Source organism: Acinetobacter rudis (assembly GCF_031157835.1).
Lineage (GTDB): Bacteria > Pseudomonadota > Gammaproteobacteria > Pseudomonadales > Moraxellaceae > Acinetobacter > Acinetobacter rudis_A.
On the sequence record NZ_JAVIDR010000002.1, the window covers coordinates 25738 to 44358 of the forward strand.

Annotated in this window: 16 protein-coding genes and 1 tRNA gene; 4 read left to right on the top strand and 13 right to left on the bottom strand. The window is 39.0% G+C overall.

Features of this window, described 5'->3' with window-relative positions:
• Window positions 1-10 precede the first annotated feature (10 nt).
• From RFH42_RS02095 to RFH42_RS02120, 6 genes are all read right to left on the bottom strand, one after another.
• Window positions 11-754, bottom strand: a complete 744-nt coding sequence (locus RFH42_RS02095) for an MtnX-like HAD-IB family phosphatase (RefSeq protein WP_308973885.1) — start codon at window positions 752-754, stop codon at window positions 11-13.
• The gene (locus RFH42_RS02100) at window positions 741-1649 is read right to left on the bottom strand and encodes an HlyD family secretion protein (protein ID WP_308973886.1); all 909 of its coding nucleotides are present in this window, start codon (window positions 1647-1649) and stop codon (window positions 741-743) included. The genes RFH42_RS02095 and RFH42_RS02100 overlap by 14 nt, the downstream gene beginning before the upstream one ends.
• Entirely contained in the window at window positions 1646-2386 is a 741-nt protein-coding gene (locus tag RFH42_RS02105; protein ID WP_308973887.1) for an ABC transporter ATP-binding protein, read from the bottom strand. Before RFH42_RS02105 ends, RFH42_RS02100 begins: the two co-directional genes overlap by 4 nt.
• An 18-nt stretch (window positions 2387-2404) precedes the next feature.
• The gene (locus tag RFH42_RS02110; RefSeq protein WP_308973888.1) at window positions 2405-3541 is read right to left on the bottom strand and encodes an ABC transporter permease; all 1137 of its coding nucleotides are present in this window, start codon (window positions 3539-3541) and stop codon (window positions 2405-2407) included.
• Window positions 3538-4956, bottom strand: a complete 1419-nt coding sequence (locus RFH42_RS02115) for a TolC family protein (protein WP_308973889.1) — start codon at window positions 4954-4956, stop codon at window positions 3538-3540. The genes RFH42_RS02110 and RFH42_RS02115 overlap by 4 nt, the downstream gene beginning before the upstream one ends.
• A 476-nt stretch (window positions 4957-5432) precedes the next feature.
• Window positions 5433-5509, bottom strand: a tRNA-Met gene (locus RFH42_RS02120).
• Between the two features lie 245 nt (window positions 5510-5754).
• On the opposite strand from RFH42_RS02120, the gene RFH42_RS02125 reads away from it, so the two are divergent.
• From RFH42_RS02125 to RFH42_RS02135, 3 genes are read left to right on the top strand one after another with little or no spacing between them, the layout of a single operon-like run.
• Window positions 5755-6366, top strand: a complete 612-nt coding sequence (locus RFH42_RS02125) for an MptD family putative ECF transporter S component (protein ID WP_308973890.1) — start codon at window positions 5755-5757, stop codon at window positions 6364-6366.
• A complete protein-coding gene (locus tag RFH42_RS02130) occupies window positions 6367-7032 on the top strand; it encodes an energy-coupling factor transporter transmembrane component T family protein (protein ID WP_308973892.1) in 666 nt (221 codons plus the stop codon).
• On the top strand, window positions 7020-8450 hold the full coding sequence (locus RFH42_RS02135) for an ABC transporter ATP-binding protein (protein ID WP_308973893.1): 1431 nt from the start codon (window positions 7020-7022) through the stop codon (window positions 8448-8450). The genes RFH42_RS02130 and RFH42_RS02135 overlap by 13 nt, the downstream gene beginning before the upstream one ends.
• A gap of 54 nt (window positions 8451-8504) precedes the next feature.
• On the opposite strand, the gene cntB is transcribed toward RFH42_RS02135, so the two are convergent.
• From cntB to RFH42_RS02165, 6 genes are all read right to left on the bottom strand, one after another.
• The gene (cntB, locus tag RFH42_RS02140; protein ID WP_308973895.1) at window positions 8505-9464 is read right to left on the bottom strand and encodes a carnitine monooxygenase, reductase subunit CntB; all 960 of its coding nucleotides are present in this window, start codon (window positions 9462-9464) and stop codon (window positions 8505-8507) included.
• Window positions 9465-9630: 166 nt separating this feature from the next.
• Entirely contained in the window at window positions 9631-11082 is a 1452-nt protein-coding gene (locus RFH42_RS02145; protein WP_308973896.1) for an NAD-dependent succinate-semialdehyde dehydrogenase, read from the bottom strand.
• 79 nt (window positions 11083-11161) lie between these two features.
• Window positions 11162-12286 carry a carnitine monooxygenase subunit alpha gene (gene cntA, locus RFH42_RS02150; RefSeq protein WP_308974261.1) on the bottom strand — a complete coding sequence of 375 codons (1125 nt, stop codon included), beginning with the start codon at window positions 12284-12286 and terminating at the stop codon, window positions 11162-11164.
• 38 nt (window positions 12287-12324) lie between these two features.
• The gene (locus tag RFH42_RS02155; protein WP_308973897.1) at window positions 12325-13254 is read right to left on the bottom strand and encodes an alpha/beta hydrolase; all 930 of its coding nucleotides are present in this window, start codon (window positions 13252-13254) and stop codon (window positions 12325-12327) included.
• Complete coding sequence (locus RFH42_RS02160; protein WP_308973898.1) at window positions 13251-14903, bottom strand: BCCT family transporter; 1653 nt, start codon at window positions 14901-14903, stop codon at window positions 13251-13253. The genes RFH42_RS02155 and RFH42_RS02160 overlap by 4 nt, the downstream gene beginning before the upstream one ends.
• A 34-nt stretch (window positions 14904-14937) precedes the next feature.
• Window positions 14938-16029, bottom strand: a complete 1092-nt coding sequence (locus RFH42_RS02165; protein ID WP_308973899.1) for a tartrate dehydrogenase — start codon at window positions 16027-16029, stop codon at window positions 14938-14940.
• A 100-nt stretch (window positions 16030-16129) separates the two neighbouring features.
• Between RFH42_RS02165 and RFH42_RS02170 the strand changes: the two genes are divergently transcribed.
• A complete protein-coding gene (locus tag RFH42_RS02170; protein ID WP_308973900.1) occupies window positions 16130-17113 on the top strand; it encodes a LysR substrate-binding domain-containing protein in 984 nt (327 codons plus the stop codon).
• Window positions 17114-17196: 83 nt separating this feature from the next.
• Here RFH42_RS02170 and RFH42_RS02175 read toward each other — a convergent pair whose 3' ends face one another.
• Entirely contained in the window at window positions 17197-18378 is a 1182-nt protein-coding gene (locus RFH42_RS02175; RefSeq protein WP_308973901.1) for a hypothetical protein, read from the bottom strand.
• Window positions 18379-18621 lie beyond the last annotated feature (243 nt).

Genomic DNA, 18621 nt, shown 5'->3' on the forward strand with positions numbered 1-18621 from the left:
TCAAAACAGCTTAAGCACTGATCTCTTGTGCATAGTGCTTTTTAACCAAATGCAATAAATCTATCGCATCTTGAAAATTGGTTATGCTCTGGTGGGGTATGTTCTGCTGTACACAGTAATGAATCAAACGAGACTTTGCCAACACCATATCAGCCTTAGCTGAGACGCAAAAATCTGAATTACCATCACCAATATACAATACCTGTTGTTGTTGCTGTTGTTTATATAACAACTGACACTTACAGTTTGCGCTTGCCTTTTCACAACCAGATTGGAACCATGGTGTTTCTAGACGCCATTGACGCTCACCCTGTTGCACCAAACGGTTAGCAAAAATAGGTAAATGTGCCAAATCATAGCGGGCTAAAATAGAACGTATTGACCAATCCAAGCCATCACTAACAATATGTATAGGCCAACCTAAGCGACTGACTTCCGACACAAATTTTGGAAATTGTGGATCAATCTCGATCGTTTTTAAATGCTGTTCAAGTTGCTCAGCAGACATATCAAGCAATGCAACTTGACCTTGCATACACTCTCTAGAACCAATTTTTCCATTTTCCCAATCTTCTTCTAAACGCTCCCAACCTGGTTGGCCAAAACGCTCTAATAAAGTATCCGTGACATCACTTAGACTAATTGTTCCATCAAAATCACATTGTACAACCCAATCAACTTGTTGCTCAGACTGAGTCACAAAATCAACAAAAGGTCGCTGAATATTAGATAAAATTAAATTATGGCTGGTCATAAAAACTCACTACTACGTTTTGTCCAACCCGAGTTATAGGCTGAGTACTAAATTCTAAAATACATTCCACAACACGCCCTGCACCTTGCTGCGTATTGTCCTGTAACTGACTATGAATAAATATCGGACTAATTCGTGTCACACGCGCTGTTGCCAAATCAACACGTCCATTGTCGTTATCTACTTGGATTTTTGCAGGCATCCCCACTTTCACAGACTGTAAAAAACTCTCGTTTAATTCAGCACGAACGATCAATGGCTTTTGTGGTAATAAAACCAATGCTTCTTGTCCATGTGTAAGGAATTCACCAGTGTGAGTATTCAATTTGACAATTGTGCCTGCAAATGGCGCTCGCAAATCCAGTAAGGCGCCACGTGTTTTAATCTGATTAAACTTACTTCTAGCCAAATTGTACTGTGCCTGAGCTGTACCCACTTCAGTTTGCAGTTGTTGTAAAGCCAATTGAGCTTCATCACTTAATTGCATTTGTGCGGCACCTGCTTGAGCAGCCAGATTCAACCGCTTAACTTTTTGCTCTAGCTCTGGAACTTGCTTTTGCAATCCTTGTAACTCTGCATTAGCCACTGCCATCTCGCTTAAAGAGACATTTTTTTCGGCATCAAACATGCGTTTGTCTTGTTGAATCAACAATTGCCCTTGTTCAACTTGTTGACCTTCACTTACCAATACCTGAGTGACATTGCCCTCTGTAGAGAAAGATAAAGGCATTAACCCGCCTTCAACATCTATTTTTCCGCGTGCAATTGCTGCAGGTTGTTTCACTTCTGCTGCTGATCCAAGCTTGGCTTTAGATGTGTCATCTTGACATGCTGCAAGTAATCCAGCTGTAATCAATACAGCGATCTTCATGCTTTTTGGCAAATTTAGATTCATAGCTTTTGCCCTGAATGTTGATTATCTGATGCATAACTGTCTTTTTGAATGATTCCATCCTCCATATACAGTAGCCTATCAGCATGCTGAATTAAGCGCGGATCATGACTCACACAAAGAATCGTAACGCCACGCGTTCTGGCAATATGATGCAAAATATTAATCACACGTTGACCACTTTCTGCATCTAGCGCACTTGTCGGCTCGTCAGCAAATAACAGTTGTGGTGCTTTTGCTACAGCACGAGCAATTGCAACTCGCTGTCTTTCACCTCCAGACAACTGTGCAGGTCGCATATCGGCACGATGTAACATTCCCACTTCTTCAAGTGCATCTATAGCCAATTTTTTACTTTCTTGTTCACTTATACCCAAATAACCAAGTGGCAATTGGACCTGTTCTACTGCGGTTAAAGCTGGAAACAAATTAAAACCTTGGAAAACAAATCCCGTATGTTTTAACCGAAATGCATCCATTTCAGCGCGATTAAAACCACTTAAATCCACCCCCATGGCAAGCGCCTGACCGCTGTCAGGACGTTGTAAGCCAGACAATAAGGATAATAAGGTACTCTTACCACAGCCTGAAGGACCTGAAATTAGCGTCAACTCACCAGGATATACAGTCAGAGATAAATCACGTAATACCTGAACGGTCAGCGTTCCTGATATAAAAGATTTACTCAGCTTTATTGCTTGTAAAACAGGCTTGTCTGTTGCGAAAGAAGATGCTTGCACTATTTACTCACCTTTGAATCAACGTAGTAATAATGAAGGGTCAACACGTAACTGACTCCTCATCGCAGATAAACTTGAGAGTAAAACCATCACAATAATCAAAAGTACACAAGCCACAGCTGCAATCGGTGTCATCGCAACAGGAACCTGATAATGCTTAGCAATATTGAGTAACAGCGTACTAACCACGGCTGCAAAACTTAATCCAGCAGCACCAATCCATAATGATTGCTCAATGACAACCCAAGCCAATGAACGTCGACTCGCACCAAGTGCGTTTAAGGTCGCATACTCACGACTATAACTATTAATGACGGTTTTCAATGCTTGACTGGTAATCATCACACCGACCAAACACACAAGACCCGCCATAAAAAGCACAGCCACACCAGCACCAGTATCTAACAACCAGTAACGCTGTGAACGCAAAGCAAAGTCATCGGCAGACCACATTTCATAACGTCCGAATCGTTTGTCGGGCTGTGAAAATCGTGTTAGAAGTTCAGGAAGTTGTTCGGGTTGTTTTAGCCGAGCGAGATAATAAGTACTGGCTTCAGAATTCGCCAAACCTGCAATTTGTAACGCACTTTCCTTGGAGGACAATATGTTTACGCCACCAAGACCACGTAAGCCCTTGAGTAAGCCCACTATACGAACGGGTTGTTGATTAATCCAAGCACGTTCTCCAAGCTTGCTGCCTAGAGTATTTAAATCAGCAGGGTCTACAATAACAGCACCAGGCTCACGCAACTTTGCTCTTAAATCTTCTGGCAGTAGTTTTGAAAACATCAATGCCTGAGGTTGTGTAGAAATTCCAGAAAGATAGACAGATACACTGCCCCCCTCAGTATTCGGGGAATACCATTCACCATCTACCCACTGATAAGACTCTACTTGTCCAATCGCTGGGTCCATTTGTAAACGCATTTTGACATCTGCATCAATCATACGACCATAATTGACACTTTGTGTACCTGGATATCCTACCCATACATCAGCAGAAGAAGCTTTAATATAAATCGCTGCACTACCAAAAATACCCAGTACTAATGCTGTTTGAACAATGAGTAAAACACCAGCAAATCCAACAGAAAGACCCACAGGTATAAAACGGCGCCATTCATAAATTAGCGTTTTCCGTGCCAATGAAATCATTGTTTTTCCTCAGCTTTAGTCGCTAATGATGTGGTCATTGCAGATAATGGCGCTCCACCTAAAGCCTTATATAAAGTCACGACCGCTATAGCTTTGTTAAATCGAGATTCTGTTAACTCTGACTCAATTTCCAACATTTGGGTTTGACCTGCCAAGCCGTCATAGTCACTCGATAAACCTAGTTTTTTCAAGTTTAACTGCATCTGTGCTAAACCTTTCTGTTGAGCTACGGCATCATCAAATGCATGAATACGTTGATCTTGATAAGCTAAAGCAGACAAAGCTTCTTCAGTTTCACTTACTCCAGCTAAAACAGTTTTTCGATAGCCGATCAGTGCTGCTTGTAACTCATGTTCTTTGGCGTGTTTTTCATTACGACGTTGTCCCCAATCCCACAAAGGGATATCAATCACGGGGCCAAAACCAGGTGTACTACGTCCACCCATATAATTATAGTTATCTGTCACATTGTAAGATAAGAGTAATGAGCCACTCAAAATCAACCGAGGATAAAGTGCAGCTCGTGCAAGTCCAACCTCACCTGCCGCTTGTAAGACATCTGCTTCTGCTTGACGAATATCTGGACGTGTACGCAGTAAATCTGCAGGCATCTGCTTGAAATGAATTGTTGGAATTGAAGGACTGGAGCGCCCTAACTGAGCTATAATGTCCGTTCTATTTTTTCCAGTCAATAATGCCAAAACACGAGCTGATTGATCTTGAATCTGGGTTAAATCAGAGTATTTTGCTTGTAAACGCGCAACTCTTAATTTTGAATCTAATTGCTCCTGAACAGTCGCAATATGTGCTTTTTGTCGAATTGAAATCAAATTCTGTAATTGCGTTTCAAGCGCTAATTGCTGTTTAACCAACTCAAGCTGTTGATTGGTATAACTGTACCGCAAATAGCTTTCTACTATACTTGCCACAGTGGCTATACGAACAGCCTGTTCACGTGCCTCTGCAGATAAAATAACGGCTTCGCCAATTTGTTTACGATATTCAGACTCACCATACAAGCTCAGTTCCCATGTCATATCCACACTTGCATGAATAAAATTTTCACGCGCTGCTGCATCTTGTACTGGCTGAACACCTGCTGTTACTTGAGGAAAATATTGTTTACTCAATTGTCCATTTAAGCGTCTGGCTTTGAGCAATAATTCACTGGCCTGTGCAATATCAAGATTATGCTTCAAAGCTTCATCAACCAATTGATCTAAGGCAGGATCATGAAAACTTTTCCACCATGAACGTAATGCAATCAGTTGCCCTTCTGATGAAGATTGAGCATCCCAATAGCTTAGTACAGTTTGTGGTAAAGCAGGTTTTTGAGGACTGACACAGCCTTGTAAACCTGCCAACAAAAGAATCAATAAAAAGCCATTCTTGAAAGTATATTCCTGAGTGATCATTGATTCTTTACCACAGCCTAATTCGTAATTGAGTTACTTTACTTGAGAAATGTTGCCCAGCCATCAAGTTTATGTGTAGATTTGATGGAGTATTTGGGGTTATTGTTATCGCTTTCATTATATGCAAAACCGATTTCATTGTCAGATAAATTTAATAGTTTTTAAATTCAAAAAGATATTTGATATAACAATCATTACACTCAATTAAAATTACATTTCCATCCAAATCACAATCTTAACAATTAAAAACATTTGCGCACATTTGCACCAGCCACAATTTCAAGAAATAATTTTAGAGATAACAACGACTTTGCTTTTTAATTATTTCTAATCAATCTTTTTTTAATAATAAGGTGCTGTACTCACCACTAAATTATTAGATGAATTTGAGTCCAAATCTTATTCGTATGCTGACTTTTTAAATTACTGATACAAAAAAAGCCCAACTCAATAAAGTTCGGCTTTAATTTTTACATTGGTAGCGGGAGCTGGATTTGAACCAACGACCTTCGGGTTATGAGCCCGACGAGCTACCAGACTGCTCCATCCCGCATCAATGTGGTGACTTTATACGTGGTATATAAGAAAAAATCAAGGTTAGTACATTTACATGGTTAATAACCACACAAATTTTAGGTTTTAAGTAAAAACAATGCTTAATATTCTCATTTAAATAATAAGAAAATCAGACATTGATACCGTGATTCAGACATATGCAGCAACTGAGCCATGCATAGCATTGAGACTAATAATCAAATGCAGTAGATTCTCAATTGCATTTACATTGAGCTAAACACTGTGAAAAATTTAAATATTAAAGATCTCTCCATTATAGGCGTACTTTCTACTCTCGCTTTTATTTGTAACTCACTTGTAGCTACATTTATTACACCACTTCTCGGAGACATTGGTATTTATGCACACGTTGGGCCTTCTTTATTATTGGCAGGGATTATCTTTATCGTCATTTTAAAAAAGATTGCTAAACCAGGCTGTTTTTTTCTATTTGGCGTCGTATTTTCAATTTTATTTAGCTTAATGGGCCTTTGGCAAATGAGCTTTGTGATTATTCCTGCAACGCTCATTGGAGAATTCATTTTAGCTGGTCATGGCTATGAATCTAACTTACGTATTGTGCTTGCCTATACTGTTTATGGTGCTATTTATAGTTTACACCCAGGTTTTTTTGTGTGGATTTTAGGTCAAGCTGGTTTAATGAGTCAGTTTCCTGAAATATTTACTGAAGCTGATGCAATTGCACACGTTGCCAAATATACCAACTTTAGCTTTGTTGCTCAGATACTCATTTACACCTCTTTATTTGCTTGTGCAGGTGGCATATTAGGTATAACTCTATATCAAAAATTCTTCACTGAAGATAATAAAACCAGTGTATTGGATCAGATATAAATGATGAAACTAGATCCACGCTGTGTTTTTATTTTAATGCTTATGGCAGGCATTGGATTAGCAAGTTTACCTACTGCATTTTATTTTGCTGCTCTGCTATTGACCATCATTACTGCAATATTGCAAAAACGATCAACGCTCTATAAGTACCTCATTTATGGTGTCATCACTTATTCGCTACATCTGTTATTAATTTATTCGGAGTCCTCAATCGCTTTTAAATTTTTTGGCATGTTAAGTTTTTTCTTATATCGCTTTACTATTATTTTAATACTTGTCGATTTAATGCGAAGTTATTCTACAGGCCATTTAGTTGCCGCCTTAATTAAACTACGCATTCCACTTAAGGTCATTATTCCACTCGCAATTGCCTTACGGTATTTCCCAGACTTTACCGAGTCCATGGCTAATATTCGTGACAGTATGAAAATTCGCAAATTTAAAGTGGGCTTCTTACACCCCTATCGCTCATTTCGATATCTGAGTATTCCCTTAATTTATAAGGCACTGAATACAGCAAGTGATATTGCCGAATCAATTACAACAAAAGGAATCGAATACCAAGGTCAACGTAGTTGTTACCACGAAGTAAGTTTCAAAGTTCAAGACCTACTTGTACTTTTCGCATTTTTATCAATATTAGTGGGTGCTCTATGTTGGAACTAAAAAATATTAACTTCCGTTACCAAGGCCAAGAAACAGGTTTAAAAGATATTCAACTCAAAGTTGATACAGGTGAACTTGTCGTACTAACAGGTCGTTCAGGTTGTGGAAAAACCACGCTGAGTAAGATTATTAATGGTCTTATTCCGAAATATTACCCAGGTGAATTAAGTGGTGACGTTCTAGTGCAAAACCAATCAATTCATCAGATGGCTGCTGGTGAACTCGGAAAATGGATTGCTAATGTTTTTCAAAACCCAAAATCGCAATTTTTTTCTACTATTGTTGAAGATGAAATTGCTTTAATTGGAGAAAATTTTGGAATACCACAAAAAGAATTAATACATCGTGTACGTCGTGCCTGCCAGCTCTTAAACATTGAACATTTAATGTCGGCTGAGGTACATAAACTCTCATCAGGAGAAAAGCAAAAAGTTGCAATTGCATCTACGCTCGTCTATGACACTCCTATCATTTTGCTGGATGAGCCTAGTGCAAATTTGGATTTAAAATCTTCTTATGAACTTGGCGAAATTCTGAAACAATTAAAACAAATGGGTAAAACCATTATTATTTCAGAACATCGCTTATTTTATCTTAAAGATATTCTTGATCGCTTGGTTATTATGCAACATGGAGAAATTAGCAAAATTATTTCTTCAGAAGAATTAGCGAGTTTTGATCCAACTGAATACACACTACGGCCTCTACAATATCACTCCCTCACTGCTGAATCAGAAATAACCACTACAAAGGCTAAACTTGAATTATGCCAAAATTTAACTATTCAACATCCCAAACAAGTTTTATTAAATCAGCTTACACTGCCTTATTATCAAGGTGAAATCATTGCTATTTTGGGTAAAAATGGTATAGGTAAAACGACATTGGCACGTCAACTTTGTGGTTTAAATAAAATCAAAACTGGGCAGGTTTGCACTGGACAGAATATAAAACAGCGCCTCGCAAATAGTTATTATGTCATGCAAGATACTGACTCACAGCTATTCTTTGATACCATTGAACAAGAATTATTAGCTGGGCAAACCCAAATCGAACAATTGCAATTCGCCAAGCAATTATTACAGCAACTCGATCTATGGGATATGCGCACCAAACTGCCACAAATGCGCTCAGGAGGAGAAAAGCAGCGGATTTGTATTGCTGCTGCCTGTGTTCAACAAGTCCCTTTTTTAATTTTAGATGAGCCCACCTCTGGTCTAGATTATGCCCGAATGTTAAATGTAGCGCGCATACTAAAAAATAAGGCACAGACAGCAACAATTTTTATTATTAGTCACGATTATGAGTTTATTTTAAAAACTTGTCATCGAGCAATTCTATTACAAGAAACCACCTCAGCGTTAATTACGGTGAAAAGTAATGAACAACGTATTTTAAACTTTTTAACTACCGAATAAATCGCACAAAGCCTGTTTAAAGTTACAGGCTTTGTTTTAGTCAAATACGATGTTTTATAAATCGAGCGTAATTTCTGTTCCTTTGGCTCGTGATACACAGATCATCATACTTTGTTGTGAAGCTTTTTCATCATCATCTAAGTATTGATCAAAATGCAGTGCCTCGCCTTGTAAAATTGCAGTTTCACATGTGCCACACACACCCTCACGACATAAACACTCAACATCAATATTTAAAGCTTCAATAGCTTGTAAAATGGTTTGCTCCGCCATAACTTCAATACGTTGATTTGATTTTGCCAAAATAACCGTAAAGGCCTCGGCATGTTCAGGAGCTGTCGATGCAAACTGTTCCCAGTGAATATATTCATCACGGTAACGATGCCGATGACATGTTGCAATCACGGCATCAATCATAGGCTTTGGCCCACATACATAAATATGTGTTGCTTGAGGTTGACTTGCAATCAATTGATCTAGATTTAACTGCCCCCCCTCACTATCAACATAACTATATACATGTGATGCGTGTTGACCTTGCTTGAGCTGGTCTAAGAGTGCTGCATGTTCTGGAGAACGAAATGCATAGTGTAATTCATAGTCTACGCCACGTTCTGCGAGCTCATCGAGTTGTGGAATAAAAGGGGTAATACCAATACCACCAGCAATTAAGATATGTTTATTCCCTGTTTCAGCTAAAGCAAATAGATTTTTAGGCGATGAAATCTCAAGTTTAAAATCTTGCAAACACTGATCATGCATAAAAACCGATCCGCCCTTACCTTCAATATCTTTACGTACACAAACCTGATATGTCGATAAATCTTGGGGACTACTCATTAATGAATATGCATTTGACAGTTTGTCATTCATTTTCACGATAACATGACTGCCACCAGTAAAAGCTGGGAAATTCGCACCATCTTGACGCTTAAAAGTAAAACGTTTGATTAAAGGTGTAAGTTGCTCTATTGCTGTCACAACAGAGGGAAACATTTGATAACTGTCAGTCATCGTTTAATCCTGATATTGACTAAAAAGTGCTGCCACAGCAGTCTTTTAATTTGCATAATCTTTATGTGTTGCACCACATAATGCCGAACACATTCACTTCTTTAGATCTGTAGATGAATTACATCTACAGACCAAATAACTTAAATACCTTTCTCATATCCCAGTGTTAAACACCCAAGCAGAGATACTTCATGGTCATAAACTCTTCTAAACCATATTTAGAACCTTCACGACCAATACCTGATTGTTTTACCCCACCAAATGGCACCACTTCATTGGAAATGGCCGTAGAGTTCATGCCCACCATGCCATATTCCAACTGTTCTGAAACTTTGAAAATCCGTGAAATATTCTCGGTATAAACATAAGCGGCTAAACCATAAATGGTGGCATTGGCCTGCTCAATGACTTCTTCATCTGTTTCAAAGGCAATTAAAGGTGCAACAGGGCCAAAGATTTCCTCAGCAACGATCTCCATCTGCTGTGTAACACCAGTTAAAACTGTAGGTTCATAGAAGTTTTGCCCCAAAGTATGGCGCTGACCACCGCATGCAATGCTTGCACCTTTACTGCATGCATCATCAATGAGTTTCTGTGCTTTTAACAACGCTTTTTCATTGATAAGTGGGCCAATTTGAGTCCCCTCATCTAAGCCATTACCAACTTTTAGGGCTTTGACAGCAGCAACAAAATTTTCTGTAAAAGCTTGATACACTCGCTGATGTACATAAATACGGTTAGCACACACACAAGTTTGTCCAGCATTGCGATACTTTGCCAAAATTGCGCCTTGTACTGCTTTATCTAGGTCGGCATCTTCAAATACAATCAGTGGCGCATTACCCCCTAGTTCTAAGGCAAGCTTTTTCACCGTAGAAGCACATTGCTGCATCAACAAACGCCCAACAGGGGTTGAACCAGTAAAGGTGAGTTTTTTTACTTTTTCATGTGTAGTAAAAACTGAACCAATCGCTTCTGATTTACCTGTAATCACATTAATAACACCCGCAGGAATACCCGCTTTTTCAGCAAGTTTTGCAATTGCCAAAGCACAGTATGGTGTTTCATTTGCAGGTTTGATAACGATTGTACATCCAGCAGCTAAGGCTGGCGCCGCCTTACGTGTGATCATTGCAAGTGGGAAATTCCACGGCGTAATTGCAGCAACAACGCCAATCCCTTCTTTGGTCACTAAAAAACGTTGTCCTGCATTTGTCGTTGGAATGACATCACCATAAACACGCTTGCCTTCCTCTGCAAACCATTGAATAAAAGAAGCAGCATACTTCACCTCACCCAATGCCTCTGCCAAAGGTTTTCCTTGCTCAATAGTCATGATTCGCGCAAGATCTTCTGCATGTTCTAGAGTTAACTTATGCCAAGTAAGCAGTAAATCTGCACGAGCCTGTGCAGTTAATGCTTTCCATTCTGCCAACGCCTGATGAGCACTTTCGACCGCTTGTACGGCCTCTTGTTGCCCCATATTAGGGATAGAACCGATCTGTTCACCCGTTGCAGGATTGCTCACCCACAGCCGATCTTGATCGTGTGCATCTAGCCACTGCCCATGAATAAAGGCGGTTTGCTGAAATAACGTATTGTTTTGTAATGCTTGCATGGTTATATCCTTCGATGACCATTTTAGACAGAAAGATAAGAATGGGCTTATCTCTCATATCTAAAATAATTCAGCTTGATTATTGGTGATGTTTTGCAACTAAACTTTGGAAGTACGCAATGCCATGCTCACTAATACCCGAACGTTGCTGATCCGTCATAATACGGCCTTGACCACGATAACCTCTTGATTTCAAACCACGCTGTACACTTTCAACCAAATTTAAATCTTCAGGACGGAAGACATGTTTGTACCACTCAATCAAATCTTTTTGTTCTTGAGTCAACTCTTCATTTAAGAAGTAAATATCATAGTGTTGTAAGGTTGTTTCTTCATCGACTGGAAACTCATAAATGACCGTCATGAAATCACCACCAGGTGGCACATTAAACATTGTACTTGGCCAAGTCCAAAAACCACTAAACGAAGGGTCTTTAACAGAAGGATCTAATTTAAATGATTTTTCAGAAGAACGTGCATAACCAAATTGCAACGTCCAATTTTCATGAATAGTATGCCAGTACTTATCTACCTGTACTGAATCTGAGAAGCCAGGATGCGCAGGACCGCAGTGATAACATTCCATATAGTTATCTACAATAATTTTCCAGTTCGCTGCGGTGTCAGTAACAAAGCGCGCTGCCAATTTCAGTTCCTTCACAACTTTACATGCTTCATTCAGTTTTTCAGCAAAGCCTGGTAGTTGATCAGCAACACAAGTGGCGTCAGGGTCCATATTAATAAAAATAAAACCACCGCATTCTTCGACTTTAAGCGCAACTAAATTGGAACCTTCTTTATCGAAGTTTGCAACATTTTCACAGTTACGTGCCAAGGCCAATGAGCCATCTAATTTAAATGTCCATGCATGATATGGACAAGTAATGACATTTTTAGATTTACCTGCACCCGTTAATAATTCATGTCCGCGATGTGGGCACACATTGTAAAATGCACGAAGCACACTATCTTTGCCACGAATAACAATGATATTTTCACCAATAATTTTACGAGTAAAATATTGGTTTGGATTAGCGACTTCACTGTAATGACCAACGCAAATCCAACTCTTTGCAAAGATACTGTCTTTTTCTTTGTTAAAAACCTGTTCAGAGGTATAAAACGTCTTTGGCAGCGTCCATGCGTTATCCGCATCCTGACAAAAATCTTCAGGTAATGTCTCTATTGCGTCTACAGTCGCAATCTTTTTTAGTGAATTCAAAACGTTCTCCTCACAAAAAATTAAATTTTCAGTTCTTTCAAATAGGGATGTAAAAATTTGAGTAATGCCTCATAGACTTGAGCAGTTGCCGCACAATCTCGTAATAAAGGCAAACAATTGCCACGCAGACCTTGTCCGGTTTCAACTTCTAAATGCTGTGTTTGCGATCTCAATTGGGTAAGCAACGCAGCATTTGCCTGAGCACAGAGGTCATATTCAGTTAATGCCACAAAGCTATTAGGTACGGCTTGGTCAATTTTAGGCACATCTCGTTTTGCATGTTCAGCACAAATGCCTGTCCACTCTTGCATAAGCTGCTGATTTTCAAGTTGATAAATCAAACTTGGCTGAACATTCGCCTGTAAGTTTTGCGGCATAAAAGATGGAAATAACAAGGCTAATGCTTGAGGTTGTTGGTCGGCCATCAGCATTTGCTGCATTTGTAACGTAGTTGCTACAGCAGAACCATCAGCAGCAATAACGACTTGTTCAGGTTGAATATTCCACTGCTCCGCCTGTTGCTGTAGTTGCTGATAAACTTCAATACAGTCTTGTAAGCCTTGCTGCCAATCAAACTCAGGCACCAAACCATACTCAGGTAGAAAAACTTTTACTTTTAAATCACGTGCCAATTGCCGAGCAATATATTCATGTGAATCAGCACTACCAACAACATTTCCACCACCATGGATATAAAAAATCCATGCTTGTTGGCTTTGTTCCTGACATGCCACATGTTGAAATACTCGCATGTTAATACAGTGACTACTCAGCGCGAGATTAAAATCCTCAACTTGCATTTCCTCTGTCCGTGGTAGAGTGTAATGTTGTTGAAAAGCATCATAAGCTGCACGTAAAGAATCTATATGTTGATCAGCAGGACTATAAACACCGCTCCAATAATCAAACAATTGCATTTCTTCAGTTAAAATCTGATCAATACCCATCATATGGATGTCCTTTTATTCTCAGTATTCAACTTCGTTTTCAATACATTCGGAAGCAGTGGTTCATTATTTTGTTGAATGAACTTTAAGGTCTCAGTCTTTTCACCTTGCTCAATCATATGGGCTGGCAATTTTGCATAATCTTCACGCAGCCATCTCACCAAACCAAATGTTTGTATCAGGATAATCACAATAAATGGTAGTGCAGTCACAATTGTTGCTGCTTTCATCGTATCCAAAGGTGCTTTAGAAAAGATCATGGCCAAAGGAACTAAAGTTAACATCACGCACCAGAACAAACGGATATTCGGTGATGGGTCTTGGCCCTCTTCTAACCCTCTAGAACATGTTGCAGAAACTGCATAGCCCACTGCATCCATATGTGCAGCTAAAAAAATCACCATGATGCCAAGGAAAATCCACATCATTAATGTGCCCCCAGGTAACAGACTCAATAACTGAGAAATTGCCACCTCACCACCTTGGGTACTCAATATTTCAGGAACATTCACGGCTCCATGAATAAATTGATAAATGCTGTAATTTTCAAAGATGCCAAAGAAGACCCACATTCCTGCACTTCCACCTAGTACCATTGCAAGCAATACTTCCTTGATGGTGCGCCCTTTAGAAACACGGGTCACAAATAATGCAACACCAGGTGCATAGGAGGTCCACCATAACCAATAAAATACCGTCCATTCACGGGTAAATTTGCCATCACCTAATGGGTCGGTGAATAGACTCATACTGACAAAGTTACTGAACATTACGCCAATACTAGTAATGGTGTTATTTAAAATAAATTGTGTTGGTCCAAAGAAGAATACATAAACAGCAAAAGCAAGCACGGCGTAACACACCATAGAACTTAAACGCTGCATGCCTTTATCCATTCCAACATATGAACTCAAAGCAAAAAGTACAGATACAAACAGAACAATAATGGCATTGGTCATAAAGGTATTCGGAATACCCGTGAGAGCCGATAAAATATTGGTAAAAGTAATCGCTGTTAATACTAAAGAAATCGTCAATGCACCAAACATACAAAGCAAGAACATTAAATCAATAGCACGACCGACCACGCCAGTTGCTTTAAAGCCCGTAATCGATTCCATAATGGCTGCTAAACTTAAGCCTTTATTTTTACGAACATGAAAGCTATAACACACTGAAATAGATGCTAAGGCATAAATTGACCATGCACTAATCGTCCAGTGGAACATGGTATAAGGCACACTATATTTTAAGGCATCGGCTGATTGTGGCTGAATATTCAAACCTGGGGTTTGATAATAATAGGCCCAATCCAAAAACCCCCAATATAAAGTAGATGACCCTAGTCCAGCCAAGATGAACATAAAAATCCAAGATGCTGTACTATACTCGGGCTTTCCTTCACCTAACTTAATATGGCCAAATTTACTAAACGCTAAACCGATAACAAAGACACAAGCAAAAAATCCAAATAACAATACAGGAGCTGAAAAAATAGAAGTGCTCCAAAATAAAATCTTTTCTGCAAATGCAATCGATTCTTTTGAATAAATTGCCAGTGCAAGTACAGATAGGAAAACAATAGATAAGCTAATTGTGGCCAATACCTTATCCATCTTCACCTTAACGGTTTGATTACCATCCATATCCATAAATCCTTATATGATGAAACTTGATCTGGATTGATCAGTCCCTGTTCGCTATCAATGATGCTATTGCATCGCCAACTTCATCCGTTTTTGCCTGCCCACCAACATCAGCAGTCTTTGGTCCATGCACTAAAACATGTTCAATCGCCTGCATAATATCTTGGCTGGCTTGTTCAAATGCACGATCGCCATCACCTAAAAATTCGAGCATCATCGCCCCAGACCAAATCGCTGCAATTGGATTGGCAATATTTTTACCAGCAATATCAGGCGCTGAACCATGTACAGGCTCAAACAAAGAAGGGAAATGACGTTCAGGGTTTAAGTTGGCAGAAGCAGCCAAACCAATCGTGCCAGTACAAGCAGGACCGAGATCTGACAAAATATCGCCGAATAAGTTTGATGCAACCACAATGTCAAAACGCTCTGGTTGCAACACAAAACGAGCCGCTAAAATATCAACATGCTGTTTATCAGCAGTAACTTCTGGATAATGTGTAGACATTGCATCTACACGCTCATCCCAATACGGCATACTCACGGCTAAACCGTTTGATTTAGTTGCAGCAGTAAGTTTTTTTGCATCACGAGACTGTGCCATTTCAAATGCGTATTTTAAAATACGATCTACGCCATGACGGCTAAATACGGCCTCTTGTAATACTATTTCCCGATCTGTCCCCTCAAAAGCCTTACCACCGATTGCAGAATATTCGCCCTCACTGTTTTCACGTACAACATAAAAATCAATGTCACCAGGCTGCTTATCTGCAAGTGGTGATTTCACACCAGGCATTAAACGAACAGGTCTTAAATTCACATATTGGTCAAAGCGACGGCGGAACTGTAACAAAGACCCCCAGAGTGAAATATGATCTGGCACTTTTTCAGGCCAACCCACCGCCCCAAAGAAAATGGCATCGTAACCTTGTAAAATCTCAAACCAATCATCTGGCATCATTTGACCATGTTGTAAATAATAGTCACAACTGGCCCAATCAAAATAATCAAACTGCACATCAATATGTTGTTTATTCGCTGCAGCCTTTACTACCTTAATCCCTTGTGGTAAAACCTCTGAACCGATTCCATCGCCTGCAATCGCTGCGATTTTCCAAACTTTGGTCATAAAAACTCCCTTTTGCATCTACGCTTACTCCGTCCAGCTAAGATGCTTTTTCGGGCATTAAAGATCAACAAGGTAATCATTAACCCAATGGACACGAATCGTGAATAATCTGCCTAATCTTTCAGACTTAAAGGTCTTTTGTGTTGTTGCTAAAAGGAAGAGTTTCGTTGCTTCAGCCGATGAGCTTGGGGCATCGCCTGCATATGTCAGTAAACGAATTAATATATTAGAAACCAATTTAAACTGTACTTTATTTCACCGCAGTACGCGCCATGTCAGTCTTACCGAAGATGGCAAACTTATTTTGGAGAGAGTTTCAAATATTCTTAATGAGTTCGATGAATTAAGTGATTTAATTAATAACCCACAAAATACACCTTCAGGACGAATTGATATTGTCAGTAGTTTTGGGTTTGGCCGCTGTCATGTTGCGCCTATTTTATCCAAGCTCATGACAATGTATCCCGAATTAGATATTCAATTTAATACGATTGATCAAACAGTAGATCTAATCCAACATAGCTTAGATTTAGATATTTTTGTGGGAAACGAGATTTCCCCCAATATGATTGCCAAACGACTTTTATCAAATTTCCGCATTTTATGTGCTTCACCTCGTTATTTACAAATAAATGGCGAACCCGATGATTTAGATGAATTAGCGAATCATCAGTTCCTCGCAATTCGCGAACGAGATCAATCACGCCACGTATTAAAACTCCGTAGCCCAATGGAAGATGTGTGCGTTTCTATCAGCCCGAAGTTTATCTCCAATAATGGTGAAATCATCAAACAACTCGCAATGGATGATCAAGGCATTATGTTATGTTCAGTATGGGATGTTATGGAGGAACTACAAAATGGTCAGTTACAACACGTTCTCACCAGTTATTGGCAAGATGCAGATATTTGGGCGGTCTACCCTTCACGTTTAAGAAGTTCGTCTAAACTTAAAACCTGTATTTTATTTATACAAACTGAACTGCTCAATAAACTGCAATTTTTAAATATGCTCATTCGAGGTAAACCGATTTTACCTAAAGTGGAAAATATTAATCTGTCACGAGATAAAGTTTTCCTTTAGTCCGTAGCCCAAAACGATAGGGCCATTTAAACCTTTGCGTTTAAATACCCTTATCGTTTAAAGATCAACTTATTAATGTAAAATTAAAAATAATAACCGACAGCTAAATACAATAATTTATTCCACTTGTTGTTATCACCCTCAGCTAAAGCTTTGCTACTTCCCCCAATCATTGCATCATTGCGTGATAATATATATTCAAGCTGTACCCCAATCTTTTTATAGTTCATTGCAACACCAGTAATGATTCGATTGGAATCTTTATACCCAGACTGATCTTTAAAAAACTGGCTATATGAAATATAAGGCTTGATGCCTTTAATGCCTTTAAACTCGTCCTGAACAGCGTAATTTAATTCTGCCATCGCATATTGACCATCATTAGCGATATTATAAGAATAATCAAATGCACCCAATGTTGAACTATTTGGCATCAGTTGATCCTTGTTATTGATCTTCTGTTGCCCAGCAAGTAGCATCATTTGCCAATTTTGATAATTGGTAGTGCTAAAAATATTCCAATTGGTTTTATGTCCAGTAGAGTCCGTTTTTTTATTATCTAGTTGAGAATACCATACGGAAGCCCCCACTTGAGTATTGGCTTGATGCTCAACATCCCAAACAAAATTCTTTGCAGCTCGAGCGACCCACATATTCTTTTCTTCAATATATGTGCCCTGTTCAAGATCATCAGCCTCAACAAAGTTACCAGTATAACGACTTGAATCTTTTGAAGTACCTTTGAAATTACCACCATCTGTAGGATAAAACCCTAGTGTTAACTGATAATCATCATTTTTGAATTGATATTTCAACCCTAAATTATGTACATCTTCATAGCCAAGCGTATTAAATAAAGTTTCATAATAACTACTTCCCCAGAAGCGCCCAAAACCAAAATCTACAGCCTGTAAACCAGCACTCACGGTTTGTTGAGGATCAATCTTATAGCCTAACCAAGCACTATGTAAAAATACTGCATCACATAAACGGTCATACTGATAACAGCGTATGTCGGACTGTGCCAACCACTGCGGATTTTCATAATTGAGTACTAATTTTAAATCAGCCAACCGCCAGTCATTATTTTTGCCCTCACTCGATGCATCTGCAAAATCTTTACTTTGAAAACGTGTACGCACTCCCCCAGAAACAGAAAACTGCCCTGATTGTGCTTGCCGATCTCCCCATACCAAGCCATCAGCATAGCTTAATGTACTTAGTGTTAACCCCATAGTTGAAATCAAAATCCCTAAATTCTTCATAATAAACGTCCGTGATTAAAAGATGTATACGTTGAATATAAATCCCGCTGCAATCAATGTATGATCTATAAACTTTACCTTCACACTCCGTGTTCAATGCAAGTCACTTTACACTTTAAAAGCTCAATGAAATAAAACTATATTTATCGTAATTTTTAAAATCAATATAATTATTCATATGAATGCATCTGTCACAGACATCGTTATAGCAACAGATTATATAATCTATAGATCATCTATTTA

Bases quoted from the DNA above. Each gene is read 5' to 3' on its own strand.
- RFH42_RS02095 (WP_308973885.1), bottom strand. From the start codon at position 754: ATGACCAGCCATAATTTAATTTTATCTAATATTCAGCGACCTTTTGTT.
- RFH42_RS02100 (WP_308973886.1), bottom strand. From the start codon at position 1,649: ATGAATCTAAATTTGCCAAAAAGCATGAAGATCGCTGTATTGATTACA.
- RFH42_RS02110 (WP_308973888.1), bottom strand. From the start codon at position 3,541: ATGATTTCATTGGCACGGAAAACGCTAATTTATGAATGGCGCCGTTTT.
- RFH42_RS02115 (WP_308973889.1), bottom strand. From the start codon at position 4,956: ATGATCACTCAGGAATATACTTTCAAGAATGGCTTTTTATTGATTCTT.
- RFH42_RS02130 (WP_308973892.1), top strand. From the start codon at position 6,367: ATGATGAAACTAGATCCACGCTGTGTTTTTATTTTAATGCTTATGGCA.
- RFH42_RS02135 (WP_308973893.1), top strand. From the start codon at position 7,020: ATGTTGGAACTAAAAAATATTAACTTCCGTTACCAAGGCCAAGAAACA.
- cntB (WP_308973895.1), bottom strand. From the start codon at position 9,464: ATGACTGACAGTTATCAAATGTTTCCCTCTGTTGTGACAGCAATAGAG.
- RFH42_RS02145 (WP_308973896.1), bottom strand. From the start codon at position 11,082: ATGCAAGCATTACAAAACAATACGTTATTTCAGCAAACCGCCTTTATT.
- RFH42_RS02155 (WP_308973897.1), bottom strand. From the start codon at position 13,254: ATGATGGGTATTGATCAGATTTTAACTGAAGAAATGCAATTGTTTGAT.
- RFH42_RS02160 (WP_308973898.1), bottom strand. From the start codon at position 14,903: ATGGATATGGATGGTAATCAAACCGTTAAGGTGAAGATGGATAAGGTA.
- RFH42_RS02165 (WP_308973899.1), bottom strand. From the start codon at position 16,029: ATGACCAAAGTTTGGAAAATCGCAGCGATTGCAGGCGATGGAATCGGT.
- RFH42_RS02175 (WP_308973901.1), bottom strand. From the start codon at position 18,378: ATGAAGAATTTAGGGATTTTGATTTCAACTATGGGGTTAACACTAAGT.